This is a genomic window from Micromonospora sp. MH99 (assembly GCF_021442385.1).
GTDB lineage: Bacteria > Actinomycetota > Actinomycetes > Mycobacteriales > Micromonosporaceae > Micromonospora.
In genome coordinates, this window is the sequence record NZ_MUZA01000010.1 from 23535 (window position 1) to 48705 (window position 25171).

At 72.5% G+C, this 25171-nt stretch carries 28 protein-coding genes; 12 read left to right on the forward strand and 16 right to left on the reverse strand.

Annotated features, from left to right (window positions below; all coding sequences use genetic code 11):
• Window positions 1–334: 334 nt before the first annotated feature.
• Complete coding sequence (locus B0E54_RS07785) at window positions 335–1312, forward strand: NAD(P)H-quinone oxidoreductase (protein ID WP_234582590.1); 978 nt, start codon at window positions 335–337, stop codon at window positions 1310–1312.
• Here the strand turns inward: B0E54_RS07785 and soxR are convergent.
• Entirely contained in the window at window positions 1295–1750 is a 456-nt protein-coding gene (gene soxR / locus B0E54_RS07790; protein WP_234582591.1) for a redox-sensitive transcriptional activator SoxR, read from the reverse strand. The genes B0E54_RS07785 and soxR overlap by 18 nt on opposite strands.
• Before the next feature lie 45 nt (window positions 1751–1795).
• Between soxR and B0E54_RS07795 the strand changes: the two genes are divergently transcribed.
• Together B0E54_RS07795 and B0E54_RS07800 are read left to right on the forward strand one after the other, a co-directional pair.
• Window positions 1796–2491 carry a transketolase gene (locus B0E54_RS07795; protein ID WP_234582592.1) on the forward strand — a complete coding sequence of 232 codons (696 nt, stop codon included), beginning with the start codon at window positions 1796–1798 and terminating at the stop codon, window positions 2489–2491.
• Between the two features lie 5 nt (window positions 2492–2496).
• Window positions 2497–3390: a transketolase family protein gene (locus tag B0E54_RS07800; protein WP_234582593.1), complete on the forward strand. Its 894-nt coding sequence runs from the start codon at window positions 2497–2499 to the stop codon at window positions 3388–3390.
• On the opposite strand, the gene B0E54_RS07805 is transcribed toward B0E54_RS07800, so the two are convergent.
• Both B0E54_RS07805 and B0E54_RS07810 read right to left on the reverse strand, forming a co-directional pair.
• The gene (locus B0E54_RS07805) at window positions 3376–4083 is read right to left on the reverse strand and encodes a glycosyltransferase family 2 protein (RefSeq protein ID WP_234582594.1); all 708 of its coding nucleotides are present in this window, start codon (window positions 4081–4083) and stop codon (window positions 3376–3378) included. The genes B0E54_RS07800 and B0E54_RS07805 overlap by 15 nt on opposite strands.
• 222 nt (window positions 4084–4305) lie before the next feature.
• Complete coding sequence (locus tag B0E54_RS07810; RefSeq protein WP_234582595.1) at window positions 4306–4467, reverse strand: hypothetical protein; 162 nt, start codon at window positions 4465–4467, stop codon at window positions 4306–4308.
• An 86-nt stretch (window positions 4468–4553) separates the two neighbouring features.
• Here B0E54_RS07810 and B0E54_RS07815 point away from each other — a divergent pair, with 86 nt between their 5' ends.
• Window positions 4554–6272 carry a glycosyltransferase family 39 protein gene (locus tag B0E54_RS07815; protein WP_234582596.1) on the forward strand — a complete coding sequence of 573 codons (1719 nt, stop codon included), beginning with the start codon at window positions 4554–4556 and terminating at the stop codon, window positions 6270–6272.
• A 66-nt stretch (window positions 6273–6338) separates the two neighbouring features.
• Here the strand turns inward: B0E54_RS07815 and B0E54_RS07820 are convergent, their stop codons facing one another.
• The 6 genes from B0E54_RS07820 to B0E54_RS07845 form a co-directional block, all read right to left on the reverse strand.
• Window positions 6339–6938 (reverse strand): hypothetical protein, encoded by a 600-nt coding sequence (locus B0E54_RS07820; RefSeq protein ID WP_234582597.1) that lies wholly within the window; start codon window positions 6936–6938, stop codon window positions 6339–6341.
• A 56-nt stretch (window positions 6939–6994) separates the two neighbouring features.
• On the reverse strand, window positions 6995–8461 hold the full coding sequence (locus tag B0E54_RS07825) for a histidine kinase dimerization/phospho-acceptor domain-containing protein (protein WP_234582598.1): 1467 nt from the start codon (window positions 8459–8461) through the stop codon (window positions 6995–6997).
• A complete protein-coding gene (locus B0E54_RS07830) occupies window positions 8454–9146 on the reverse strand; it encodes a response regulator transcription factor (protein ID WP_234582599.1) in 693 nt (230 codons plus the stop codon). The genes B0E54_RS07825 and B0E54_RS07830 overlap by 8 nt, the downstream gene beginning before the upstream one ends.
• Before the next feature lie 93 nt (window positions 9147–9239).
• Window positions 9240–9752, reverse strand: a complete 513-nt coding sequence (locus B0E54_RS07835; RefSeq protein WP_234582600.1) for a hypothetical protein — start codon at window positions 9750–9752, stop codon at window positions 9240–9242.
• Window positions 9753–9863: 111 nt separating this feature from the next.
• Window positions 9864–10877, reverse strand: coding sequence for a phosphotransferase (locus tag B0E54_RS07840; protein ID WP_234582601.1), 1014 nt, complete (start codon window positions 10875–10877; stop codon window positions 9864–9866).
• Window positions 10878–11000: 123 nt separating this feature from the next.
• The gene (locus B0E54_RS07845) at window positions 11001–12173 is read right to left on the reverse strand and encodes an acetyl-CoA C-acyltransferase (RefSeq protein ID WP_234582602.1); all 1173 of its coding nucleotides are present in this window, start codon (window positions 12171–12173) and stop codon (window positions 11001–11003) included.
• 118 nt (window positions 12174–12291) lie between these two features.
• On the opposite strand from B0E54_RS07845, the gene B0E54_RS07850 reads away from it, so the two are divergent.
• Window positions 12292–12720, forward strand: a complete 429-nt coding sequence (locus tag B0E54_RS07850) for a PH domain-containing protein (RefSeq protein ID WP_234582603.1) — start codon at window positions 12292–12294, stop codon at window positions 12718–12720.
• A gap of 3 nt (window positions 12721–12723) precedes the next feature.
• Here the strand turns inward: B0E54_RS07850 and B0E54_RS07855 are convergent, their stop codons facing one another.
• Together B0E54_RS07855 and B0E54_RS07860 are read right to left on the reverse strand one after the other, a co-directional pair.
• Window positions 12724–13635, reverse strand: a complete 912-nt coding sequence (locus B0E54_RS07855; RefSeq protein WP_234582604.1) for a rhomboid family intramembrane serine protease — start codon at window positions 13633–13635, stop codon at window positions 12724–12726.
• A 100-nt stretch (window positions 13636–13735) separates the two neighbouring features.
• Entirely contained in the window at window positions 13736–14266 is a 531-nt protein-coding gene (locus B0E54_RS07860) for a peptidylprolyl isomerase (RefSeq protein ID WP_234582605.1), read from the reverse strand.
• An 84-nt stretch (window positions 14267–14350) separates the two neighbouring features.
• Between B0E54_RS07860 and B0E54_RS07865 the strand changes: the two genes are divergently transcribed.
• Window positions 14351–15127 carry a hypothetical protein gene (locus B0E54_RS07865; RefSeq protein ID WP_234582606.1) on the forward strand — a complete coding sequence of 259 codons (777 nt, stop codon included), beginning with the start codon at window positions 14351–14353 and terminating at the stop codon, window positions 15125–15127.
• A 68-nt stretch (window positions 15128–15195) separates the two neighbouring features.
• Here the strand turns inward: B0E54_RS07865 and corA are convergent, their stop codons facing one another.
• The 4 genes from corA to B0E54_RS07885 all read right to left on the reverse strand — a co-directional run bounded on the left by corA (window position 15196) and on the right by B0E54_RS07885 (window position 18785).
• Complete coding sequence (corA, locus tag B0E54_RS07870; protein WP_234582607.1) at window positions 15196–16344, reverse strand: magnesium/cobalt transporter CorA; 1149 nt, start codon at window positions 16342–16344, stop codon at window positions 15196–15198.
• 304 nt (window positions 16345–16648) lie between these two features.
• Complete coding sequence (locus B0E54_RS07875; protein WP_234582608.1) at window positions 16649–17743, reverse strand: PLP-dependent aminotransferase family protein; 1095 nt, start codon at window positions 17741–17743, stop codon at window positions 16649–16651.
• A 106-nt stretch (window positions 17744–17849) separates the two neighbouring features.
• Window positions 17850–18308, reverse strand: a complete 459-nt coding sequence (locus tag B0E54_RS07880) for an ester cyclase (RefSeq protein WP_234582609.1) — start codon at window positions 18306–18308, stop codon at window positions 17850–17852.
• 84 nt (window positions 18309–18392) lie between these two features.
• The gene (locus B0E54_RS07885; RefSeq protein WP_234582610.1) at window positions 18393–18785 is read right to left on the reverse strand and encodes a cyclic nucleotide-binding/CBS domain-containing protein; all 393 of its coding nucleotides are present in this window, start codon (window positions 18783–18785) and stop codon (window positions 18393–18395) included.
• Window positions 18786–18899: 114 nt separating this feature from the next.
• Between B0E54_RS07885 and B0E54_RS07890 the strand changes: the two genes are divergently transcribed.
• The 5 genes from B0E54_RS07890 (at window position 18900) to B0E54_RS07910 (ending at window position 22676) form a co-directional block, all read left to right on the forward strand.
• A complete protein-coding gene (locus B0E54_RS07890) occupies window positions 18900–19349 on the forward strand; it encodes an NUDIX hydrolase (RefSeq protein WP_234582611.1) in 450 nt (149 codons plus the stop codon).
• On the forward strand, window positions 19346–20113 hold the full coding sequence (locus B0E54_RS07895; protein ID WP_234582612.1) for a hypothetical protein: 768 nt from the start codon (window positions 19346–19348) through the stop codon (window positions 20111–20113). Before B0E54_RS07890 ends, B0E54_RS07895 begins: the two co-directional genes overlap by 4 nt.
• Before the next feature lie 79 nt (window positions 20114–20192).
• Window positions 20193–20924, forward strand: coding sequence for a sugar phosphate nucleotidyltransferase (locus B0E54_RS07900; protein ID WP_007453659.1), 732 nt, complete (start codon window positions 20193–20195; stop codon window positions 20922–20924).
• Window positions 20912–21979 carry an iron-containing alcohol dehydrogenase family protein gene (locus B0E54_RS07905; RefSeq protein WP_234582613.1) on the forward strand — a complete coding sequence of 356 codons (1068 nt, stop codon included), beginning with the start codon at window positions 20912–20914 and terminating at the stop codon, window positions 21977–21979. Before B0E54_RS07900 ends, B0E54_RS07905 begins: the two co-directional genes overlap by 13 nt.
• Window positions 21954–22676, forward strand: a complete 723-nt coding sequence (locus B0E54_RS07910; RefSeq protein WP_234582614.1) for a CDP-alcohol phosphatidyltransferase family protein — start codon at window positions 21954–21956, stop codon at window positions 22674–22676. Before B0E54_RS07905 ends, B0E54_RS07910 begins: the two co-directional genes overlap by 26 nt.
• Before the next feature lie 185 nt (window positions 22677–22861).
• Here the strand turns inward: B0E54_RS07910 and B0E54_RS07915 are convergent, their stop codons facing one another.
• Entirely contained in the window at window positions 22862–24127 is a 1266-nt protein-coding gene (locus tag B0E54_RS07915; RefSeq protein WP_234582615.1) for a glycosyltransferase family 4 protein, read from the reverse strand.
• A 24-nt stretch (window positions 24128–24151) separates the two neighbouring features.
• On the opposite strand from B0E54_RS07915, the gene B0E54_RS07920 reads away from it, so the two are divergent.
• Entirely contained in the window at window positions 24152–25012 is an 861-nt protein-coding gene (locus B0E54_RS07920) for an Fpg/Nei family DNA glycosylase (RefSeq protein ID WP_234582616.1), read from the forward strand.
• Window positions 25013–25171 lie beyond the last annotated feature (159 nt).

The following is a 25171-nucleotide window of genomic DNA, read 5'->3' on the forward strand; positions in this document are numbered from 1 at the left end:
CGGACCGCCACCCGCGGGTGTACGGCCGTGGACAGTCTGCCACGACACCCGCCGGCCGGCTCGGCGTCCCTCCCCGAAGCGCCGGTCAGGCGGCGGCCGTAGCGTCCACTGTGGCGGGGATCGCCGCCACCCGACGGAAGTCGGGACACGCGTCGCAGCGTGCAGCGGCGTGATCGACTCGGATTCCATGAAACCGGGGCATCGGACCGTCACAGACACCCCGGTTTCATGGAACCCGGGGCCGAGCGCCGAGCGCCAGGGCCGAGCACCGACGACCGGAGCGCGCCGCGGGGTGCGTCTGCGGCCCACGGGCGCATCGGGTAAGACTGAGGCCATGCGAGCCATCACCGTTCCGCAGCCCGGTGGACCCGACGCGCTGGTGTGGGCCGAGGTCCCCGACCCGGAACCCGGCCCGGGCGAGGTGATCGTCGCGGTGCGGGCCAGCGGAGTGAACCGCGCCGACCTGCTGCAACGGCAGGGGCACTATCCGCCGCCGCCGGGTGCGCCCGCGTACCTCGGGTTGGAGTGCTCCGGGGTGATCGACGCGATCGGGCCGGAGGTGACCGGTTGGGCCGTCGGCCAGGAGGTCTGTGCGCTGCTGGCCGGCGGCGGGTACGCCGAGCGCGTCGCAGTGCCCGCCGGGCAGCTGCTGCCGGTGCCGGCCGGCGTCGACCTGGTCGACGCCGCGGCGCTGCCGGAGGTGGCCTGCACGGTCTGGTCGAACGTGGTGGGGGCGGGCCGACTCGGCTCGGGTGACACGCTGCTGGTGCACGGCGGGGGCAGCGGGATCGGCACGTTCGCGATCCAGTTCGGGGCGGCCCTGGGCGCCACAGTCCTGGCGACCGCCCGCGCGGCCAAGCACCCCCGCCTGCGCGAGCTGGGCGCGGCGCACACGATCGACTACCGGGAGCAGGACTTCGTCGAGGAGGTCCGCAAGGTCACCGACGGTCACGGCGCGGACGTCATCCTCGACATCGTCGGCGCGTCCTACCTGGGCCGGAACGTCGCCGCACTGGCGACCGGCGGCCGGCTCGTGGTGATCGGGATGCAGGGTGGTCGCAAGGCCGAGCTGGATCTCGGGGCATTGCTGGCCAAGCGGGCGAGCGTCGCGGCGACCGCGCTGCGCTCCCGACCGCTGGCCGAGAAGGCGGAGATCGTCCGGGGCGTACGCGATGAGGTGTGGCCGTTGGTCGAGGCCGGCGCGGTCCGCCCGGTGGTGGACCGGCGGCTGCCGATGGCCGAGGCTGCCGAGGCGCACCGGCTGGTCGAGTCGAGCGACCACGTCGGCAAGGTGCTACTCACCGTCGGGTGAGGCGCGGGGCAGCATGAGGCGGGCGCCGGGACCTTCGCCGGCCAGCGTGTCCTCCGGGTTGTAGAGGGTGCAGCGTTGCAGGGACAGGCAGCCGCAGCCGATGCAGCCGTCCAGGTCGTCGCGGAGCTTGGTGAGCAGCCGGATCCTCTCGTCCAGGCGGCCGCGCCAGCTCGCGGAGAGCCGCTCCCAGTCCTGCGGGCTGGGCGTACGGCCGCCGGGCAGCGATTCCAACGCCTCGCGGATCTCGTCCAGCGAGACGCCAACCTGCTGGGAGATCCGGATGAAGGCGACCCGCCGCAGTTCGGCGCGGGCGTAGCGGCGCTGGTTTCCGCCGGTGCGATCGGCGCGGATCAGACCGAGCCGCTCGTAGTAGCGCAGCGCCGACGGCGCCACGCCGGAGCGGACGGAGAGTTCGCCGATGGTCAATGAGTCCTGCATCACGGTCCTTGAAATGAAGTGCACTTCAACTCACACGCTAGTGGCATGGCAACCACACTCACCACCGACAGCAGTGCCAGGCTCCCCGGCCTGATCCGGCGGTTGACCGGCGACGAGAAACACGCGCCGAGCGCCCACTCGACAATCGACGTGATCCAGGTCCTCTACGACCGGGTGCTGCGGGTCACCCCTGACACCGTCGACGACCCGGACCGGGACCGGTTCCTGCTCTCCAAGGGGCACGGGCCGGCCGCGTACTACGCGGCGCTCGCCGCACACGGGTTCATCCCGGAAGCCTGGCTCGACGACCTGGGCGGGCCGGACAGCCGGCTCGGCCACCACCCGGACCGGGTGCTGGTGCCAGGCGTGGAGATCAGCTCCGGCTCGCTCGGCCACGGGCTGGGGTTGGGCGTCGGCACCGCCCTCGGCCTGCGCGCGCAGGGCCTGCTCACCCCCCGGGTGTATGTGCTGCTCGGCGACGCCGAACTCGACGAGGGGTCCAACCACGAGGCGATCGCCTACGCGGGTGCGACCGGTCTGGACAGCCTCACCGCGATCGTGGTGGACAACTCGTCGGCCAGTCACGGCTGGGCGGGTGGCATCGCCGGTCGGTTCACCGTCAACGGGTGGACCGCCGACACGGTCGACGGCCGGGACCACACCGCCCTGTACGCGGCCCTGACCGGGCACCGGCCGGGACAGCCGCACCTGGTGGTCGCCCGCGTCGAGAGCAAGGGATGACAGTCATGCGTACCGCCTTCATCGACACCACCACTGCCCTGCTCGACGAGGACCCTCGCACCGCCCTCGTGCTGGCCGACATCTCGGTCAGCCAGTTCGCCCCGGCGGGCCGGCGGCACCCGGACCGGGTGCTCAACGTCGGCATCCGGGAGCAACTGATGATCGGCGTGGCCGGCGGCCTCGCTCTGACCGGGCTGCGCCCGATCGTGCACTCGTACGCGACGTTCCTGGTCGACCGGGCGTACGAGCAGATCAAGTTGGATCTGGGCCACCAGGGCGTGAGCGCGGTGCTGGTCAGCATCGGCGCCTCGTACGACGCCGCGGAGGAGGGCCGCACGCACCAGTCACCAGGTGACGTGGCGCTGTTCGACTCGCTCGGCGACGGCTGGACCGTGCGGGTGCCCGGTCACCCGGACGAGGTCGCGCCGCTGCTCCGGGACGCCGCGGCGGGCGACGATCCGGTCTACCTGCGGCTCACCGAGCAGCGCAACGCCGAGGCGTATCCGGACGCCGACCGACTACGGGTGCTGCGGCGGGGCGGGCCGGACGCACCTCTCGTGGTTGCCGTCGGGCCGATGCTCGACACCACGCTCGACGCGACCGAGGGAATGGACGTGACGGTCGCGTACACCCACACCCCCCGGCCCTTCGACACGGCCGGGCTGCGGGCGCTGGCCGGGACGGACGTGGTGCTGGTCGAGCCGTACCTGGCGGGGACGTCGAGCGCGGTCGTCGGGCACGCCCTGGCGGACGTGCCGCACCGGCTGCTCACGCTCGGGGTGGGCCGGACCGATCTGCGGCGCTACGGCGATGCCGCCGACCACGCCCGCTGGCACGGCCTGGACGCCGCAGGTCTGCGGCGGACGATCGGCGCGTTCCTGGGATCAGCGCGCGGATGACACGGCGGGACGGCGGCGAGCGCGCTCGCGACCGAGGATCCAGATCGCCTCGACGCCGTCCTTCCAGGTGATCTTCTTGCCCTCTTCGCGGCCCCGCGCCCGGTAGCTGATCGGCACCTCGTACGGGCGGATCTTGCGGCGCAGCAGCTTGCCGGTCACCTCGGCCTCCATGCCGAAGCCCCGCGAGCGCACCTCCAGCGACCGGTAGAGCTCCACAGGCATCAGCTTGAAGCAGGTCTCCAGGTCGCCGATGTACGAGTTGAAGAGGACGTTGGCCGCCATCGTGACGCCCTTGTTGCCCATCACGTACCAGAAGCTGTAGGCGCTGTGGCTGCCGAAGGTGCGGTTGCCGTAGACCACCGTGGCCCGCCCGTCGAGCACCGGGTCGAGCAGCTTCGGGATGTCCTGCGGGTCGTACTCAAGGTCGGCGTCGAGGATGACCATGAAGTCGCCCTCCGCGCTGTCCACCGCCGTCTTGATGGCCGCGCCCTTGCCCGCGTTGCGCGGGTGGGTGATGACCCGCAGGCGGGCGTCGTCGACGCGACCGAGGACCTCGCCGGTGCCGTCCCGGCTGCCGTCGTCGACAACGACCAACTCGATCTCGCAGGGGTAGTCAACCGCCAACGCCTGCTTGAGGGCGTCTGCGATGCGTTCTTCCTCGTTGTAGACAGGCATGAGGATCGAGAGCTTCACGGGAATCTCCACGGGGGCGACGACACGTCGGGCATAGCCTAGCCCGACTGGTCAGGCCGACGGTTGCCGCCACCGTCGGACAACCGGCGCGACGATTCAGCCAGATGGTGTTTACTTCCGGCCATGTCGGCTGCCGGCTCCCTGCTCGCGGTGCTCCCCGCCGCCTCGTTGCTCCTGCTCACGGTCGCGACGAAGCCCCGCGGGGCCGACGCGGTGGGGCCGTCACGACTCGCCGCGGTGCGCGCGGCAGTGGTCGCCGGGGCGTACGGGGTGCTCGTCGTCGAGGTGCTCGGCGCGCTGCACGCGCTGACCCGGCCGGCGTTCGTCGCCGCCTGGCTGCTCTTCCTGCTCGCCACCGCGACGGCGGTGGGCCTGCGCTGGCACCGGGACACTCCGCCCGCCGAGATGCCGGCCGCGACGGCCCGGCGAGTCGGGGCGAGCGACTGCTCGGCGGTGGCATCGGCGGACTGGTGCTGCTGGAGTTGCTTGTCGCGCTGCTGGCCGAGCCGAACAACTTCGACTCGCAGACCTACCACCTGCCCAAGGTCGAGCACTGGGTGGCCCAGGGTGACCTGGACTTCTGGCCCACCGCCATCCACCGGCAGGTGACCATCCCACCCGGCGCGGAGTACCTGCTCCTGCACCTGCGCCTGCTCACCGGCTCCGACGCGCTGCACAACCTGGTGCAGTGGGCCGCCGGGGTGCTCTGCCTGCTGGTGGTAGCGCGGATCACCGCGCAGCTCGGCGGCGGCCGGCGGGCTCAGTTGATCACCGCATTCGTGCTGGCCACCACGCCGATGGTGGTGCTACAGGCGACCAGCACGCAGACCGACCTGGTCTGCGCGGCGTGGGTGGCGTGCGCGGCGACCCTCGCCCTGGACGGGCTGCGTCGGCGGACCGGTTGGGGGACGCTGCTCGGCCTGGGCGCGGCCACCGGGTTGACGGCGGTGACCAAGACCAGTGGCCTGCTCGCGGTGGGCCCGCTGCTGGTGCTGTGGGGCCTGGCCCAGCTCCGGCTGGCCCTGGCCGACCGGGCACCGGCCGCCGGTCGCGCACCGGCCGCCGGTCGCGCGCCGGCCGCCGGTCGCGTTCGGTCAGTCGGTTCGGTGGTTCGCGTCGTCGGTGGCTCAGCGCTGATCCTGGTGGTGGCGGCGCTGGTGGTCGGCCCGTTCCTGACCCGGGTGACCGCCGAGTTCGGGAATCCGCTGGGCCCCCCGCGGCTGCGGGAGTCGATCCCGATGGAACGGCACGATCCGGCGTCGATCCTGGTCAACGCCCTGCGGATCGGGCACACGGCGTTCGACACGCCGTTGGCGCCGCTGCGCAGCGCCAGCGCGGACGCGATCATCGAGGGCGCGGACGTGCTGGGTGTCGACCCCCAGGACCGGGCGATCACCTTCGGTCGGGAGGTCTTTCCGGTGCCCGCCTGGTACCCGGACGAGGACCGGGTGGCGTTCCCGATCGCCGGGGCGCTCGCGGTGCTCGGCACACTTGTCGCGCTCGTCCGCCCGCGTCGGCTCGACCTCGGGCCGGTGGGGCCGCTGCGCTCGTACGCCGTGGTGGTGCTGACCACCGTGCTGCTGCACACGTCGATGCTCAAGTGGCAGCCGTGGGGCAACCGACTGCTGCTCTACGCCCTGGTCCTCGCCGTGCCGCTCGCCGGCCTGTGGCTGGACGCGCTCCTGCGCCGCCACACGAACCCGGAGCCCTCAGTGCCGGCACGGCGGCAGGCCGTGGCCACCGTGGCGACCGTCGCCGTGTTGGCCACCTCGGCGCTGGCCGGGGTGCTGGCGCTGTCGTACGGCTTCCCGCGCCGGCTCGTCGGCTCCGGCTCGGTCTTCACCACCTCGGACTGGGACACCCGGTTCCTGCGCCGGCCACAGTGGGCCGACGAGTTCCAATGGGCCGCGACAGCGGTCCGCGACAGCGGCGCGCGGCGGATCGGGCTGGTGGAGCAGAACGACAACTGGGAGTACCCGTGGTGGCTGCTGCTGCGCCAGCCGGACGGTGGCTCGCCGGACCTGGTGTCGTTGCAGTCGGTTCTGCCCGAGCGGCCGCCGGCCGACCCGGCCTCGATGGACGCGATCGTCTGCACCGGCAGTCAGCCGGCCTGCGCCAAGCTGGTCCCGGCCGGCTGGCGGTTGGAGTTCCGCGGCTACGTGGGCTACGCCCTGCCGCCCGGCCGCTGATCGCCTGCCGCTCGGGCGCAGCCGCGCAGGGACGGGCCCCCGGGCGTACACCCGGGGGCCCGTCGCTCACTTGTCGCGCGGGATGAGGATGAGCCGGGCGACGCCCTTGTCGCCGTCCTTGGCACCGGCGACGCCGAGCTTCGCGCCGACCTTGACCTCGCTCGGCTGCACCGTCGCGCGTCGCTCGACGACCCGCAGGTCGTCGCCGAAGGTCCAGGTCATCGTGAACCCGTCGGTGGACTTGACGGTCATCGAGTCGCCGGCGATGGCGGTCACCTCGCCGCGCTGCACGGCCACGGTCTGCGTACCGTTGTCCTTGGTCTGCACCACCGCCTCGCCGTGCAGGGTGTTCTTGCGCAACTGCACGCGGGCCTGGTGACGCTTGCGCCACTCCTCGCCGCGCTTCTGCCGGTCCTTGTCGCGAGCCGTCGGGGAGGCACCCGGCGTCGGAGTGGCCGGGGCGGCGACGGTCTGCACGTCCAGGTCGGTGGCGTCGAAGCCCATCGCGGTCAGCGCCTGGCCCTCCACACCCATCGCGGCGGCGACCTCGACCGCGGCGTCCCGCGCGGGCTGGCTGGCCACCTCGGCCGCGCCGCAGCCGCTGACCCCGAGCGCGACCGCCGCGAGCAGTGCCGTGGTGCCGGTGACGAATCCCCAACGTGGCATGACTCTCCCTCTCGTCCGTGGAGCCCTCAGCCTTCCCCGCGCGGACGAGCGGACCGTCAGGCCGATGTTCGGGTCAGGTAAGGATCACCGGGCAGCCGGACCGTGAAGGCGGCGCCACCCTCGGGCGCGTGGCCCGCGACGATCTCGCCGCCCAGCCGCCGGACCAGCCCGGCGGCGAGTGCCAGGCCCAGCCCGCTGCCCACCTTGCGCACCCCCCGGTAGCGCTCGTGCAACGCCCCCCGCTCGAACGCCACCGCCAGGTCGTCGTCGGTGAAGCCGGGCCCGCCGTCGCGGACCTCCAGCACACCGCCGGCCGCCGGGTCCGGACCGACCGGCCGGACCGCGAGCACCACCGGCGCCCCCGGGGGTACGACCCGCAGCGCGTTCTCCAGCAGCCCGTCCAGCACCTGTCGGATGCGACCCGGATCGGTGTACGCGGACACCGGCTGACCGGGCGTCTCCACGCGGAACGACACACCCACCGCGGCGCACCGACCCGACCAGGTCGGCTCGGCGTCGGCGGCCAGCCGGGTCAGGTCGACAGGCACCGGCTCCAGCGGAAAGTCGGCGGCCTCCAGCCGGGCCAACGCCAGCAGGTCGCCGATCAGGCGGTCCAGGTGCTGGGCCTCGGCCAGCATGGTCCGGCCGGTGTCGGCGGTGCCGTCCGCGTCGATGACACCGTCGGCCAGCGCCTCGGCGTACCCCCGGATCGCGGTCAGCGGGGTCCGCAGCTCGTGCGAGACGGAGAGCAGGAACTCACGCTGCCGGCCCTCGCTGGTGGTCAGGGCCGCCGCCAACCCGTTCAGCGCCTCGGCCAGGTCGGCGACCTCGTCCGGCGGTTCGACAGGCACCCGGACGGCGCGGTCTCCGGCCCGCAGTCGGGCGGCGGCGGTGGCCGCGACGCGGATCGGTCGGGCCAGTCGGCGGGCCAGCAGGAGGCCGGCCACCACGCCGGCGGCCAGCCCGGCCAGCAGCGGCAACCAGAGGCTGAGCAGCACCTGCGCCCACAACCCGTTCGAGGAGGCGCGGGACAGCACCACCCCGTTGCCGCCGGGCAGCGCCCGGCCCTCCACCAGGGCGCGGTGGCCGTTGACCGGGCGGCGGGCCGACACGTTGCGGCCCTGCCCGATCCGCTGCACCACGCGCGGCGGCAGACCCGACCGGTCGACGGTCCCGCGCCGGATCAGGTACGCGTCGATGCCCTGGTCGCGCAGTTGCTGGATGAGCCGCTCCTCGTCGACGGTGCGACCCCGGTCCAGCCGGGTGCGCAGCACCTCGGCGGCGAGTCGGGCCTGCGCGGCGAGCGCCTGCTGGTCGCGTCGCTCCGCGCCGCGGATCGCCAGTGGCACCGCGACGATTGCCGTGACGAGCACCGACACCAGTGCCACCGCGCAGGTGACCAGCACCGCGCGGGCGGTGAGTGTGCGGCCGAGACGGCTGCGCCGGGGTGCGGCCGGCGGGCGGGCACCGACCACCGGCAGTGCCATGGTCGGCGACTCGGCGCGCACGGGCTGCTCAGGCATCGACCGCGTACCCCACGCCCCGGTGGGTACGGATGACGCTGGCCGGGCCGAGCTTCGCCCGCACCTGCGCGACGTGCACGTCCACCGTGCGGGTCCCGGCGTGCGCGGCGTAACCCCAGACGCCGGCCAGCAACTCCTCCCGGGTGAAGACCCGGCCCGGCCGGGCCATGAGATGCGCCAGCAGGTCGAACTCGGTGGAGGTGAGCTGCACCGGTACGCCGCCGGCGGTGACCGTCCGCCGGGCCGGGTCGAGGGTCACCGGGCCGACGATGCGCTGTCGTTCCGCGCCCTCGGGGCCACCGGCGGTGCGGCGCAGCACCGCGCGGACCCGGGCGACCAGCTCGCGCGGACTGAACGGCTTCGTCACGTAGTCGTCGGCGCCCAGCTCCAGGCCGACGATCCGGTCCACCTCGTCGTCGCGGGCGGTGAGGAAGATGACGGGCGTCCAGTCACCGGCCTCGCGCAACCGGCGGCAGATCTCGGTGCCGGGGAGACCGGGCAGGGCGATGTCCAGGACGCAGGCGACCGGCCGCAGCTGGCGGGCGGCGCTCAGGCCGGCCTCACCGTCGCGTTCGAGGTGGACGCCGAACCCGTCGCGGGTGAGGTAGAGCCGGACCAGGTCGGCGATGGCCGGCTCGTCCTCGACCACGAGGACGAGCCCGCGGTGCGGCGGTTCGACTGTCACCGGCCCATGATTGCCGACCCGGTCGGTTCGGCGCGATCGGTGCGTGTTCGAGTTCGGTAAAGGAGACGTGAACGGCGACCGGCCCGCCGGGCGTCAGCGCGCCACGGCGGGGCGGAACGCGCTGGGTCGGACGGCGGCCGGCGCGTCACCGATGGTGGCGACGATCCGTTCGCGGGGTGCCCGCAGGCGGGTCCGGAACGCGTGGTTGAGCAGCGCGTCGAGCTGCCACACCTGCTTCGGGTGGCTGGTGCGGATGAGGAACCGCTCGCGGATCCCGTCGATCGCGGTGGCGGCCAGCTCGACCGACCCCAGCCGGGGGTCCGGGCTCCAGGTGACGTTGCTCAGCTCGCGCAGCTCGGTGTTGAGGTGCAGGCGCAGCCGGTGCAGGAGCCTCGTCTGCTGGGTCACCACCAGTCGGCGGTGGGTGAGCAGCAACAGGTAGTCGCCGGTGACCGGACGGTCGGGGCGGCTGCACCGGGTGACCAGGATGGTGGCGTCACCCGAGCCCACGCAGCGGCGGAAGACCGGCATGTGCCGGCTCACCGTCTGTACGGCCAGGCCGGCCTCGGTGGCGGCCGGGAGGAACGTTCGAGAGAAGACGTCCATGACCTGCCCAACGACGTCCCCGCACCGGTGACGTGGGTCACGTCGGAATTTTGGAAGTTCCACGCGGCGCGTCGCACCGCCTGTCCGACTTCCGACCGGGACGGATGTCGGTCAGCCTTCGGGCGCAAGAGGGGAGGCGGCGAACAGTTCGGCGAGCCATCCGGGCACCGCCTCGGCGTACTCCGCCCGGGCCGGGTCGGCCGTGTCCAGGGCCCGCTGCCAGGAGAGCGACCGGCTCACCGCGCCCAGGTTCATGGCCAGGTCGGCGGCCTCGACGAGGGTACGGCGGTCGTAGCGGTCGGTCCACGACTCCAGGTACACGTCGCGCAGCCGGGCGAGGCTGGCGTCGTCCGCCGACAACGCGCTGGCGTACCGGATGGAGCGCAGGGTCACCAGCAGCGTGCCGAACGGGTGCGCCACCGAGGCGTCGCCCCAGTCGAAGTAGCGGTACCCGGCCGGCCCGGCGAAGACGTTCCCGTCGTGCAGGTCGTCGTGCTGAACGGTCGCCGGGATGCCGATGTCCGCGAGCCGGCGACACCGCTGCGCGTACGCCGGAACCTCCGCCCGCAACCGCTCGTACGTTTCGACGGCGAGCCCGCCCTCCGCGCCGACGCGCAGCGAATCGCGATCGTCGAGCAGTCCGGCGAGCAGTCCGGGCAGCACCTCCGGGCGGTGGTCCGGTACGCCGAGGGCGACCAGCTCGTCGGCGTGCGGCGTGGTGGCGAGTTGGAGGGCCGCGTACCCGGGCAACGCCCGTTCCCAGTGCGCCAGGTCGGGGTCGCGGCCCAGCACGTCCCGCAGTGACTCGCCGCCGTCGGGAAGCAGCGACCAGCCCCGCTCCCGGTCCACGGCGATCGGGGTCAGCACCCGCTCGGGCGTCAACCCGGCCAGCATCGCGATGAGGACCGCCTCGTGGACCGTGCCCCGGTTGTTGGCCTTGAACCAGACCGGCCCACCGTCGGTCGGCACCCGCCAGACCAGCGACCACGGCCGGACGCGGGGCTCGACAGGCCCGGTGGCCCGGCGACCGGCGTTGCCGAGTTGCTCGTCGACCCAGGATCGGGCCTCCTGCTGCCACTGCACGCTGGACCAGTCGGGGGCGCGCTCGTCGGCGATCGTCGTCACGATGGGCACCCTAGGCGGCGTGCCTGACCGGGGCGAGACCATTTCCGCGGTGCTCCTCGGGCTGGCGGCCGAGCCGGCGGGTCAGACCGGCCCGACGGTTCCGGCCGACGGCGGGTCGCCGGGTCAGAGCAGCTCGACGATGGTGGCGTTGGCCATGCCGCCGCCCTCGCACATGGTCTGCAGGCCGTAGCGGAGCCCGTTGTCCCGCATGTGCTGGAGCATCGTGGTCATGATCCGGGCGCCGGAGCCACCGAGCGGGTGCCCGAGGGCGATCGCGCCACCGCGCGGGTTGAGCCGCTCCCGGTCCGCCTCGGTCTCCGCCAGCCAGGCCAGCGGCACCGGGGCGAACGCCTCGTTCACCTCGTACACCCCGATCTCCTCGATGCCCAGCCCCGCGCGGCGCAGCGCCTTCGCGGTGGCCGGGATGGGCGCGGTGAGCATGGTGACCGGGTCGTCGGCCGCGACCACCGCGGTGTGGATGCGGGCCAGCGGGCGCAGACCGTGCCGGCTGGCCCAGTCGGACGTGGTCACCGCGAGCGCGGCGGCGCCGTCGGAGATCTGGGACGCGGACCCGGCGGTGACCACGCCGTCGGCGCGGAACGGGGTGGCCAGTTCACCGAGCTTGTCCAGCGAGGTGTCCCGACGGATGCCCTCGTCGGCGCTGAACTTGCCACCATCGGCGAGCGGCACCGCTGTCAGCTCGGGGTCGAACGCCCCGGCGTCCTGCGCGGCGGCGGCCTTCTCGTGGCTGGCGAGCGCGAACTCGTCGAGCTGCGTACGCGAGAGGCGCCACCGGCGGGCGATCAGCTCGGCCCCGACGCCCTGGTTGAACGGCAGCGGCGCGTCGTCGGCGAAGCCCTCGACACCCCGGTAGCGGGCGCGGAGCTGGTCGCTGAACGGCATGCCGCCCGCCACGCTGGAGCCCATCGGCACCCGGGTCATCGACTCCACACCGCCGGCGACCACCAGGTCGGCCTGGCCGGAGAGGACTGTCGCGGCGGCGAAGTGCAGGGCCTGCTGGCTGGAGCCGCACTGCCGGTCCAGCGTGGTGCCGGGCACCGTCTCGGGCCAGCCGGCGGCGAGCACCGCGTTGCGGGCGATGTTCCAGGACTGCTCGCCGACCTGGGACACGCAGCCCCAGAAGACGTCATCGACCTGCGCCGGGTCCAGGCCGGTGCGCTCGGCGAGGGCGCGCAGCACGTGCGCCGACAGGTCGACCGGGTGGACACCGGCGAGGCTGCCCTTGCGCCGCCCGACCGGGGTGCGTACCGCGCCGACGATGACCGCGTCACTCATGTTTACTCCCCGGTAACTTGGGCTGCCCCGATCCTACGTCGTCCGTGGAACCCTCGTCCGCCCACGGGCCGAGGTGCCGCTACTCCCGGCATCCGCCGACCGCTGGCATGCTGGGCGGGTGGACGAGATCTCCCCGGTGCGGCAGTGGCGGGTGCCGACGAACCTGCCGGTGGCCAAGCTGGCCGGCGCGGTCCTGCTGGTCGCCCTCGGTCTGCTCTTCGCCGACGGCGACCCGATCCGGCTGGTCGTGGCCGGTGTGGCCGCCGCCGCGCTGGCCGCCTGGGCGGTACGGGACCTGGTCGCGCCGGTCCGCCTGACCGTCGATCCGGCGGGGCTCACCGTCATCCACGGCTTCGCCGGCCGGCGGCTGCTGCCGTGGCCGACGGTCGAGGCGATCACCGTGGACCGCCGGCAGCGGTGGGGACTGACCGGCGAGGTCCTGGAGATCGACGCGGGCGAGTCGCTGCACCTGTTCGGCAGGTACGACCTCGGTGCCACCCCCGAGGAGGTGGCCGCCGAGCTGCGCGCCGCCCGCCGACACCCCTGAGCGTCAGCTCAACAGTTGCGCGGTGCGGAACAGGACCAGGCCGAGCAGGATCAACAGGATGACCGCGCCGCCCACGGCCTGCACCAGCGTGCGCCGACCACGCGGCGCGTACGCGAGCACCGCCGCCATCGCGCCGCCGACCACCAGGCCGCCGAGGTGCCCGGGGATGGAGATGCCCGGCACTGTCAACGTGAACACCAGGTTGATCACCAGGATCGGGATCACCTGGGAGATGTCCCGGCCGAGCTTGCGCTCGATGATGATCAGCGCGGCGAAGAGGCCGAAGACGGCAGTGGACGCGCCGGCCGTCGCCGAGTTCTGGGCGCTGAACAGATAGGCGGCCACGTTGCCGCCGAGGCCCGCGACCAGATAGAGCGCGCCGAAGCGCAGCGGCCCGAGGTTGGCCTCCAGCGACCGGCCGAGCACCCACAACGCCCACATGTTGAGGAGCAGGTGGATCACGCCGTAGTGCAGGAACATCGCGGTGATCAGCCGATACCACTGGCCCTCGGCGATGCCGCCGAGCGTGCCGTCGGGGAGGACCGCCAGCCCGAGCACCGAACCCCAGTTGGTGAGCGGGGTCCCGCCGCCCATCAGCCCGCCGAAGCCGGAGCCGCCGAGCGCGGCGTCCCCGCCCCGGTCGGAGGCGATGGACAGCAGCATGACCAGCACGTTCAGGGCGATGATGCCCTTGGTGACGTAGCCGTGCCGGCCGGCCGTACCACCACCGAAGGCGGTACGTGCCGGCCGGACGGTGCGACGGCCCTCGTTGACGCACTCCGGGCACTGGTGCCCGACGGACGCCTCCCGCATGCAGTCCGGACAGATCGGCCGGTCGCAGCGGGTGCACCGGACGTAGGTCTCCCGGCCAGGGTGCCGGTAGCAGACCGGGGTGGTCGGCGGGGACTCGCTCACCGGGCCGGTCCTCCGTCCGCCACCGCGCGGCTCACCGACGCTGGCCGGCGCGGTGCTCCGGAGCGCTCAATCATGCGAGCAAAGGTACCTCGCGGGTTCGTCAGGCGGCAGACCGCTCGATCTCGACCCGCTCGATGACGACGTCCTGCAGCGGACGGTCGCTCGGGCCGGTCGGGGTGTTGGCGATCGAGTCGACGACCTTCACCGACTCCTCGTCGGCGACCTGACCGAAGATGGTGTGCCGGTTGTTGAGGTGCGGGGTCGGGGACACCGTGATGAAGAACTGCGAACCGTTGGTGCCCGGTCCGGCGTTCGCCATCGCCAGCAGGTACGGCCGGTCGAAGCGCAGCTCCGGGTGGAACTCGTCGGCGAACTTGTAGCCCGGCCCGCCCCGACCGGTGCCGGTCGGGTCGCCCATCTGAACCATGAAACCGCTGATCACGCGGTGCGAGATGGTGCCGTCGTAGTACGGCCCACTGCCCGGCTGACCGGTGCGCGGGTCGGTGTATTCCCGGTTGCCCTCGGCCAGGTCGATGAAGTTGCGGACCGTCTTCGGAGCGTGGTTTTCGAAGAGCTCCAGCCGGATCGGGCCAGCGTTGGTGTGCAGGGTGGCGTAGACAGCCTCGGCCACGGGTACTCCTCACTCGTTGGTCAGTTCCATGCGGATCCTCCCATGTGCCCGATCTGGCATCGCGGAGGCATCCGAAGGTGGAGGATGACGAAGGAACAACTCCCAGGAGGTAGGACCGTGTTTGGAATCGGGCGGCGTCAGTCCCAGGGCCAGCTCGCCAAGGCAGAGCTGAACCAGAGCATCAGCCACCTGATGCAGGCAGCCAACCACGCCGCCAAGGGCGCGGGCGCGACTGTCGGTCCGCGGGTCCAGGTGGCCCGGGGCTATGTCGGGCCGGCCGCGGTGAAGGTGCGCGACCGCGCGTCGACCGGCTGGGGAACCACACTCACCACGCTGGCACCGCTGGCGGCGGCGGCCCGGGACGGCGCCACGCAGGCAGGGCCGCTGACCAGGAAGGCCAAGTCGAAGACCATGCGGATCACCGGTAAGAAGAAGCAGCCGCGCCGTCGCGGCTCGATGATGACCGGCCTGCTGGCCGCGGGCGCCATCGCGGGCCTGGCCGGCGCTGTCGCCCTGCGTCGCCGCCGGGAGCAGCAGGAGTGGGCCGAGTACGACCCGACCCGCACCCTGGAGCCGATGCGCGACGAGGTCGACTCGATCGAGGTGCGTACGCCTGCCGCCCCGGGCGCGACCAAGGGGACCGACGGTTCCGCCATGACCGGGATGACCGGCGCCGGCAGCTCGGCGGTGGCCGGCGGCGACAGCGCCAGCACCACCGGCACGGCCAAGCCGAGCAGTGTCCGCCCGACCGACAAGGTCCCGTCGGTCGCCGAGGGAGCCACTGACGTCTCCGGGCGCCCGACCGACGACCTCACCAAGGCCCTGGGCAAGGACACCGCCCGCACCAACGGCCGCCGCTGACCCCCGGCACAGCAACGCAGCGAGCGCCGGCGACGCGGGTTCACCCCGCTCGCCGGCGCTTTCGCGGGTCAGAGCCAGCCGTTGCGGCGGAACCAGCGGTAGAGGGCCAGGGAGACACCGAGCATCAGGGCCAGGGCCACCGGATAGCCGTACGTCATCTTCAGCTCGGGCATGTTGTCGAAGTTCATGCCCTCGACGCCGGCGATGGAGGTCCAGACCGCGGCGATGGCCGCCCACGCGGCGATCTTGCGCATGTCGTTGTTCTGGTCGACGGTGACCTGGGCGAGCCGCGCCTGGAGGATCGAGTTCAGCAGGTCGTCGTACGAGTTCACCTGCTCGACGGTGCGGCTCAGGTGGTCCTGCACGTCCCGGAAGTACTTGCGGATCTCCTTGGGCACGTCGCGGTTGACCTGGGAGGTCAGGTTCATCAGCGGCCGCTGCAACGGGACCACCGCACGCTTGAACTCCACCAGCTCCCGCTTCATCTGGTAGATCCGCTGGATCCGGCCGTGGCTGTTGCGGTCGAATACCTCGGCCTCCAGCTGATCCAGGTCGTCCTCGAGCTGCTCGGCCACCTCCAGATAGAGGTCGACCACCCGGTCGGTCACGCCGTACGCCACCGCCCATGGGCCCTGGAGCAGCAACTCCTGCTTGGTCTCCAGGTCGGCGCGGACCGGGGAGAGCCGGCAGGCGTCCCCGTGCCGGACACTGATCAGGAAGTTCGGGCCGATGAAGAGCATCACCTGGCCGGTCTCGACGACCTCGGAGGTCTCGGTCAGCTCGGTGTGCTCGCAGTAGCGGGCGGTGCGCAGGACCAGGAAGCTGACGTCGTTGAACCGCTCCAGCTTGGGTCGCTGCTCGGCCTTCACCGCGTCCTCGACGGCCAGCTCGTGCAGGCCGTACGTCTCGGCGATGGCGGTCATCTCGGCCAGCTCCGGCTGGTGCAGCCCGATCCAGACGAAGCCGTGCTCCTCGCGGCGTGCCGCCTCCAGCGCCTCCGCGTAGGTCCAGTCGCCGGGCTGCCGCTTGCCGTCGATGTAGAGCGCGCAGTCGACCACCCCGCTGCGGCCGGTGCCGGTGGGGGCCGGAGTGGGCGGCGATCCGTCGGCGTTGAGCATCCTGGTCACCGCCCGGACCGGGGACGGCCAGGCCCGGGGTCGCAGCACCCGGGACGTGTTCAGCGGGGCCGTCCGGCCCTGCTCTGCCCGATCCGTCATCGCGACACCTCCCCGCGCTCGCCTGCGGCTTGCAGGCTACGCCGATGGTCGCCACCGGCAGGTGTGACGGCGGTCGCGGGTGCGGCGCCGGGCGGGCCGGGCCGCATCGGGGGGTGAAGGACGACACGGCCCACCCGGCGCCCGTGGGGGCGGGGGTTGTGCTGCACGCGTGGCCCGCGGTGGCGGCGGGGTGACCCTCGCTGCACCTGACGGGTGACGCTCGCAGCATTGTGAGCCGCCGGCCGCCCGCTGGGGAGTCCCGGGACGGCCGGCATCGTCGTTCTGTCGGGAACCCGACAGAAAATCAGCTCCGAATGGCTTCGACAGCCGACGCCAGCCGGCGGACACCCTCGTCGATCTTGTCGGCCGTCACGGCCGAGAAGGCCAGCCGCAGGGCGTGCCGCCCACCGTCGAGAACGAAGTCGCTGCCCTTGACCACTGCGACACCGCGCTCGGCCGCAGCCGGGGCGAGCTGATCGACAAACACGTCCTCGGGGAACTCCACCCACAGGAAGTAGCCGCCGTCGGGCTCCACGAACCGGGCCTGCGGCAGGTGCTGGCGCAGCGACTCGGCCAGCACCCGGGCGCGTTCGCCCAGCGCCGACCGGACGGTCTCGATCGAGCGGTCGATGTCCCCGGAGACGCAGAACTGGTGCACGATCGCCTGCGACACCATGCCGGGCGAGATGTAGAGGCTCGTCGCGTTCTTGGCGATGTCGGCGATCAGATCCGCCGGACCGACCAGATAGCCGACCCGCACGCCCGGGCAGACGGTCTTGGTGAAGCTCGACGCGTGCACGACCACGTTGCGGGTGTCCAGCGAGAGCATCGACGGCAGCGCCTCGCCGCGGAAGCGGATGTCCGCGTACGGGTCGTCCTCGAAGATCGTGAACTCGTACTCGGCCGCCAGGTCGAGCAGTTCGCGGCGCTTCTCCAGCGACAGGGTCATGCCGGCCGGGTTCTGGTAGTTCGGGATGACGTGGGCCAGCCGGGGGCGGACCCCGGACTCCAGCAGCTTGCGCAGCTCGGCGGTGTCCAGGCCGTCGGGCTGGACTGAGATGCCGTGCAGCTCGCTGCCCATCCGCTGGAGGTTGAGCAGCGTGCGGTCGTACGTCGGACGCTCCACCACCACCGCGTCGCCGGGACGGACCAGGTGGTCGAAGAGGAAGGCGTCGGCCTGGAGCGAGCCGTTGGTGACCAGCACCTGGTTGGCTTCGACCCCGTGCTTCTCGGCGATCCACTTTCGCAGCGGAAGGTAACCGACGGAGGTGCCGTACGCCGTGACCCCCGCGGGGTCGGCGTCGAAGGCGCGTACGGCGGCGGCCTTGAGCCCCTCGACATCGACGATGTCCAGCGAGGGCGCCCCACGGGCAAAGGAGATCAGCTGCTCGGCGGTCATGGATATTGAGCGTACGGGCGGCGGCGGGCGACGCGCGGACGGCACGGCGATGTCCGCATCCTGAGCCACCGGGACGGGTGACCCGGGTCGGCCGGTCGCCGTCAGATCAGACCGGAAGTGCGAGCGAGTCGTGCTGCGGCGCGCGGGAAAGGCCCTCCAACTGCACGCCGAGCGCGTCGAGGAGCTGGCTCCAGTCGAAGTAGGAGCGCCACGCGACGATCCGGCCCCGGCGTGCCCGGACGATGTCGGCAACCTCCCAGCTCACCGACCGGCCGGTCGGAGCGACGGTGCCGTACGGCGAGTGCAGCGTGCCGGTGTGGGTGCCGCTGAGGCGCAGCTCCACTGCCGCGCCGCCGGACGTGCGCACCGAGCCCAGCGGATCGACCCGCAGATCCCCGAAGGCACCCGTCCAGGTGCGCAGCAGCGCGGGCAGCTCGATCGGGCGGACCGTGACACCCGGCATGGCGTAGAACGCCTCCGGGGCGTACAGGTCCGGCAGTCGGGCCACGTCCCGCCGTAGAAGCATCGCGTACTGCTGCTCGACCAGGCGCTCCGCGTCACGCATCGGGCCCTCCCCCACGGGCCACGGAATCTCCGCGCCCGCGAGGGATCCTTACCCGTCGATCCGGCCTGGCACACCTCGCGCGGGTCAGGTCGTGGCGGCCACCTGGCTCTCGGCCCAGACCCGCATGATGTCGCGGACCGAGATCACCCCGGCCACCTCCCGGCCGTCGAGCACCACCAGGTGCCGGAAGCCGCCGCGGGCCATCGCGGCGGCGGCCTCGGCGACCGTCCACTCCGGCCCCGCGTAGACCACGTCCCAGGTCAGGTGGGCGCCGGTGCGTTCGGTGTCGCAGTCGAGGCCCGCGCCGATGGCCTTCAACACATCGCGTTCGGTCATGATTCCGATTCCCTCGGACTCGGGGTCGATCACGACCGCCGACCCGACACCGCGGGCCGACATCATCCGGGCCGCCTGACGCAGCGTGTGCTCCGGACCGACGACGAGGACCTGGCTGGACATCGCTTCCCGTACCTGCATCACACATCACCCCTTTGGGACGGTGGCATTCGGTACGCACATGGTCGTCGGTGGATGTTTCCGGGACAAGACCGGGCATCGTCGCGATGCCGGGCCGCTCGCTACTGTCGAAGCGTGTCCACCGAGCCCCTGCGCTGCGCCGGCGCGCTGATCGTCGACCACGACGGCCGAATCTTCTTCCAGCGCCGCTCACCCCACCGGCGCCTGTTTCCCAACTGCTGGGACGTCGTCGGCGGCCACCTGGAACCGGGCGAGGAAATCGACGAGGCGCTGCGCCGGGAGGTCACCGAGGAGACCGGGTGGCACGTCTCGCACGTCCTCGGTCAGGTGGGCGAATACCACTACGTCGGCGACGACGGCCTGGCCCGCATCGAGTACGACTTCCTGGTCCGGGCGGACGGCGACCTCGACCACCCGACGCTGGAGGCGGGCAAGCACACCGAGTACCGCTGGCTGGCCGAGCACGAGGTGACAGTGCTGGACGAGAACCGCGACGTCAACGACGGTCTGATCCGGCGGATCGCGGAGGAGGGCTTCGCCACCCTGCGGTCGATCGATCGGTGAACACCGTCGAGCTGGCGCCGTACCGGATCGCCGGGCTGCTCGCCCCGGCCGTGGACCGGACGTTCCGCGCCGGCATGCTGGCCGGCCGCGACGGTGGCGGCGCCGAGTTGAGCCAGCGGTACGGAGGGCCGACGGCGAACGGCTTCCTGGTGGACCTGCGCACCCGGCTCGCCGCGCCGGGCGGCACCGTCGACGGGCCGGGTTTCGCGGCGATCACCCGCTACGCCGACCCGGTAGCGGTCCGCCGGGCGGTCGACAAGCAGGTGGCGTACGGCATGCTCCACCGCCGTCCGGACGGGTCCCTCTCCGCCACCGAGCGGGGGGCCGCGTTCCTCACCGAGCTGTACCAGGTGCACGCCGAGGTCACCGAGGAACTGTGGGCCGGGCACGACGAACGGGTCACGCGGCTGGTGGCGGCGCTCGGCCGGCTGCTGACGTACGCCCTGGTGCTGGCCGACGCCGACGGCGACCGCAACGGGTCGGCGTTCGCGGCGCTGGCGCCCCCGCACGAGCCGGACGGCACCCCGCCCGGCGTCCTGCTGCTCAACCGGCTCGGCACGCTGCGTTACCACCGGGCCGACGCGCACGCCGCCGCCTGGACGGCCGCCGGGCACACCGCGTCCAGCGTCGCCGCCCTGCCTCCCGGCCCCGAGCGGCTGGCCATCGAGCTGGAGACCGACCGCCGGGCGGCCGGCCCGTACGACGCGCTCGACGCCCAGGAGCGGCTGACCATGCTCGCCGACCTGGCCGCGCTGCCCGGCTGACCCGGTTGGCCGGAGCGGCACGGCCGGCCGGCGCTATCCTCCAGCGGTGACGGGGAGCAGGACGAGGGAGGATGTCGCGATGATCGGAATGGTGCTCGCGGCCGGCGCGGGACGACGGCTGCGCCCGTACACCGACACCCTGCCCAAGGCGTTGGTGCCGGTGGACGGCGAGACGACGATCCTGGACATCGCGCTGGGCAACCTGGCCGAGGTCGGGCTCACCGACATCGTGATCGTGGTCGGCTACGCGGCGGACGCGGTCCGCGAGCGGCAGGCCGACCTGGAGAAGAAGTACGGGGTCACGCTCACCCTGGTGCACAACGACAAGGCCGAGGAGTGGAACAACGCCTACTCCCTCTGGCTGGCCCGGGAGTACTTCGCGCGCGGGGTGCTGCTGGTCAACGGGGACACCGTGCACCCGGTGAGCATCGAGAAGACGCTGCTGGCCGAGCGCGGCCCGGGCATCCTGCTCGCGGTGGACACCCTCAAGCCGCTGGCCGAGGAGGAGATGAAGACCACCTTCGACGCCGCCGGCCAGCTCACCCGGATCACCAAGATCATGGACCCGGGCGAGGCGTACGGGGAGTACATCGGCGCGACGCTTATCGAGCCGCAGGTCGCCGACGCCCTGGCCGACGCCCTGGAGGCGACCTGGCGGCGGGACCCGAACCTCTACTACGAGGACGGCTACCAGGAGTTCGCCGACCGGGGCGGCGAGGTGCGGGCGGCGCCCATCGGCGACGTCCCCTGGGTCGAGGTCGACAACCACGCCGACCTGGCCCGCGCACGGGAGATCGCGTGCCGCTACTAGCTCGGAGCGTCCTCACCCCGCTGCACATCGACGTGCGGCGCGGGGCGGTCGCCGACCTGGCCGCGATCCTCGCCGACGGGCGGATCTCCGCCGGCGGCGACGTCGCGGTGGTCGTCGGCCCGGGTCAGGGCGCGCAGATCGCGGAGCTGATCCGACCGTCGCTGCGCTCGGCCGACGTGTTCACCGTCGCCGGGGCGACCCTCGACGCCGCCGACGACCTGGGCGGCAAACTCCGCGCCCGGTCGTACGACGCGGTGGTCGGCATCGGCGGTGGCAAGACCATCGACGTGGCCAAGTACGCGGCCACCCGCCGCGGGCTGCCGATGGTGTCGGTGGCGACCAGCCTCGCCAACGACGGGATCGGCTCCCCGGTGGCCAGCCTGATCACCGACGGGATCAAGGGCTCCTACGGGGTGCACATCCCCATCGCGGTGATCGTCGACCTGGACTTCGTGGAGAGCGGCCCGGACCGGCACAACCGGGCCGGCATCGGCGACGTGATCAGCAACATCAGCGCGCTGGCTGACTGGGAGCTGTCCCGGCGGGTACGCGGCGAACCGGTCGACGGGCTGGCCGCCTCGCTGGCCCGGGCGGGTGCCGAAGCGGTGCTCAACCACCCCGGCGACATGACCGACGACGCCTTCGTCACCGTGCTGGCCGAGGCGTTGATCTCCAGCGGTCTGGCCATGGCGGTCTGCGGCACCAGCCGTCCGTCCAGCGGCGGCTGTCACGAGATCATGCACGCCGTCGACTCGCTCTTCCCCGGCACCGCCTCGCACGGTGAGCTGGCCGGGCTGGGCGCGCTGTTCTGCACCTGGCTGCGCGGAGACCTGCGCCGCTTCGGGGAGATGTCGGCCTGCCTCGCCCGGCACGGTCTGCCCCGACTGCCCGCCGAGGTGGGGCTCACCGACGACCAGTTCATCGAGGCGGTGCAGTTCGCGCCGCGTACCCGACCGGACCGGTACACGATCCTCGAGCACCTGGCCCTGTCGCCTACCGAGACGCGGGAGCGGCTGGCAGACTACGCCGGTGCAATCCGCGACCAGCTTGGCTGACCCCCGTCCCACCGTCGCCGACTTCCACCGGGTGAACCGGGGCGGCGGCCTGTTCAGCGAGTCGATCAGCCAGTGGCTCGGGGCCGTCTTCGCGTTGGTCGCGCAACGCCTCGGGCTGCGCCCGACCGCGCTCACCCTCACCAACCTGGTGCTCGGGCTGGCCACCTCGGTCACCGTCGTGGCGCTCGCCGGGCCGGTCGCCGACGGGGACGTACCGGCCTGGGTGGTCGGCCTGCTCGCCCTGATCGGCTGGCAGGTCGCGTACTCCCTGGACTGCGCCGACGGGCAGCTCGCCCGGGTGACCGGCCAGGGCAGCCCGGCCGGCGGACGGATCGACATTCTCTGCGACGTGGCCGCACAGATCGCCCTGGTGGCCGCGCTGGCCGCCACCGCCGTGGCGCAGGAGCCGTCGACGCCTACCTGGCTCGTGGCGACCTTCGCGGGCACCTGGATGGTCAACCTGGTCACGTCGGTGATGCAGTCCGGCCCGAACGCGGCCAGCATGGTCACCTCGACCTCGCTGCCGGTACGCCTGGCCAAGCTGGTCCGCGACTACGGCGCGGTGGTCTTCGTGGCCGCAGTGGTGCTGGCCGTGGCCCCCGCGCTGGTCCTCTGGGTGCTGGTGGCGTTCACGATCGTCAACGGCGGCTTCCTGCTGGCCAGCATCGCCTTCTCCGCCCGCGCCTCGCTGCGCTGATCCCCCGCCCGCGCCGCTCCCAGACCGGCGCCAAGGGTGTTCGAGTCGTCCTTTGCTCTGCTTCAGCCCAGGAAACACGTGGCGTCCGATATCCGGACACCGGGTGTTTCCTCCGCTGAAGCAGAGCAAAGGGAGCGAACAGTAGGTGCTCTCCTCCCGGATTTCGGCGCTCCCGCGCTCCGGAGTTACGGAGTTACGGCGTGGGCCATCCCCGCGTAGATGTCGATGAGCTGCTTGGTGACCACGTCGGGGTGGAAGGTCCGCTCGTAGCGGGCGCGGGCGGCCAGCGCCAACCCGGACGCGCCGGCACGGGCCACCGGCAGGGCTGCCGCCAGCGCGGCCGGCTCCGGAGCCACCACCCAGCCGGCCTCGCCGAGGCCGATCCCGGCCGGCATGACCGGCCCGCCGCCGCCGGCGACCGCCGAGGCGGTCTCGGCCGGGCCGGTGCCGGCGGGCTCGTGCGGGGCGTCCGCTCCGACGAGGTACGGGATGCCGCCCAACGCGGTGCCGAGCACCGGCCGGCCACTGGCCAGCGCCTCGATGATCACGGTCGGCAGCACGTCGTGCCACATCGAGGCCGCGATCACCACGGCGCTCGCCTCGACCGCGGCGCGTACCCCGGCCCGGTCGAGCTGACCGAGGTAGACCACATCGGGTCGCTCGGCGGCGGCGGCCTCCACCAGCGGGCGCAGCTCGCCGTCACCTGCCACACGCAGCGTGCCCAGGGCGCCCACCGGATGCCGACGCCAGGCGTCCAGCAGCAGGTCGACACCCTTCTCGGGCGAGAGCCGGGCCATGTAGAGGAAGCCGTCACCCAGTGGGGCCGGCCGGCCCGGATCGGGTACGGCATTCGGCTTCACGACGATCCGATCGTCCGGAATGCCGTAATCGTGGAGGTGGTCGGCGATGGCGGTGGTGAGCGCGATGAACCGGTCCACCGAGCGCCAGGTGCCCCGGTGCACGGCCAGGGTGGTCGCCATCAGCGCGCTCTGCGCCGTCGAGTCGCGGTAGCACCGGTGCCTGATCGCCGGCACGCCCAGCGCCCGACCCTTGCAGTCCTGGCAGATCACCCCGTCGCGGAAGTAGATCCCCGACGAGCAGACCTGCCGGTAGTTGTGCACCGTCTGCACCACCGGCACACCGTGCCGGTGCGCGGTCCGCACCACCCACGGCGAGATCAGGGGGTACGGATTGTGCAGGTGCAGCACGTCCGGGCGGTGCCCGGTGAGCAGCCGGCTGAGATCCTGCTGGGCACGCGGCGCCCAGATCGGCGAGATCGGCAGCAGCGCCTTGGCGGCCTTCGACATCGACGGGATCTCGTCCGAGCTGCGGATGAAGGGCAGCACCTCGACGCCGGCAGCGGTGAGCTGAGCGATCTCCGAGTCGACCATCGTGTTCTCGCCGGAGGGCTGAGCTTCCCGGTACCGGTTGTGCGCCACCACGATTCTCACGGGAAAGAAGGCTACCGTTGGTTGGTGCCCGAACTACCGGAGGTTGAGGCGCTCGCAGGCTACCTGCGGCAGCGCGCGGTGGGGCGGCGTGTCGACCGGCTGGAGATCGCCGCGATCAGCGCCCTGAAGACGTACGACCCGGCACCCGCCGCGGTCGCCGGTCGGGCGGTGGTCGACGCCCGACGGCACGGCAAGTTCCTCGACGTGGTCGTCGAGGGTGATCTGCACCTCGTGGTCCACCTGGCCCGGGCGGGCTGGCTGCACTACCGGGAGGCGTTTGGATCGACGACGCCGCTGCGACCCGGCAAGGGCCCGATCGCGGTACGCGTCCGCCTCGACGACGGCTCCGGCTTCGACCTCACCGAGGCCGGCACCCAGAAGAAGCTGGCCGCGTACCTGGTCACCGACCCGGCGACGGTGCCCGGGGTGGCCAAGCTGGGCCCCGACGCGCTCGCCGCCGACCTGCCCACCTTCGCCGAGCGGCTACGCAGTCGGCGTGGGCAGCTCAAGGGGGTGCTGACCGACCAGTCGGTGCTGTCCGGGGTGGGCAACGCGTACTCGGACGAGATCCTGCACGCCGCGAAGCTGTCCCCGTTCGCGATCACCGACCGGCTCACGGACGCCCAGCTCGCCACCCTGCACGCGGCGACCCGCCAGGTGCTCGGTGACGCGGTCGAGCGGTCCCTCGGCCAGCGTGCCGCCGAGCTGAAGGGTGAGAAGCGGTCCGGGTTGAAGGTGCACGCCCGCACCGGGCTGCCCTGCCCGGTCTGCGGGGACACCGTGCGGGAGGTGTCGTTCGCCGACTCGAGCCTCCAGTACTGCGCGACGTGCCAGACGGGCGGCAAACCGCTGGCTGACCGACGGTTGTCCCGCCTTGTACGGTGAGTAATTCCACTCGGCGACTACGGAGCGGAATCGGCCAGACTGCGCCGAAGCTCCCGTCCGCCATTCTCGCCACACGCACATCCATCGGTATAGTGGCCCGGTCCCCGGCTTCTGAAATGGTGCGGAGCCGGCCAGATCTCGCCGGCACCATCGGTCGCC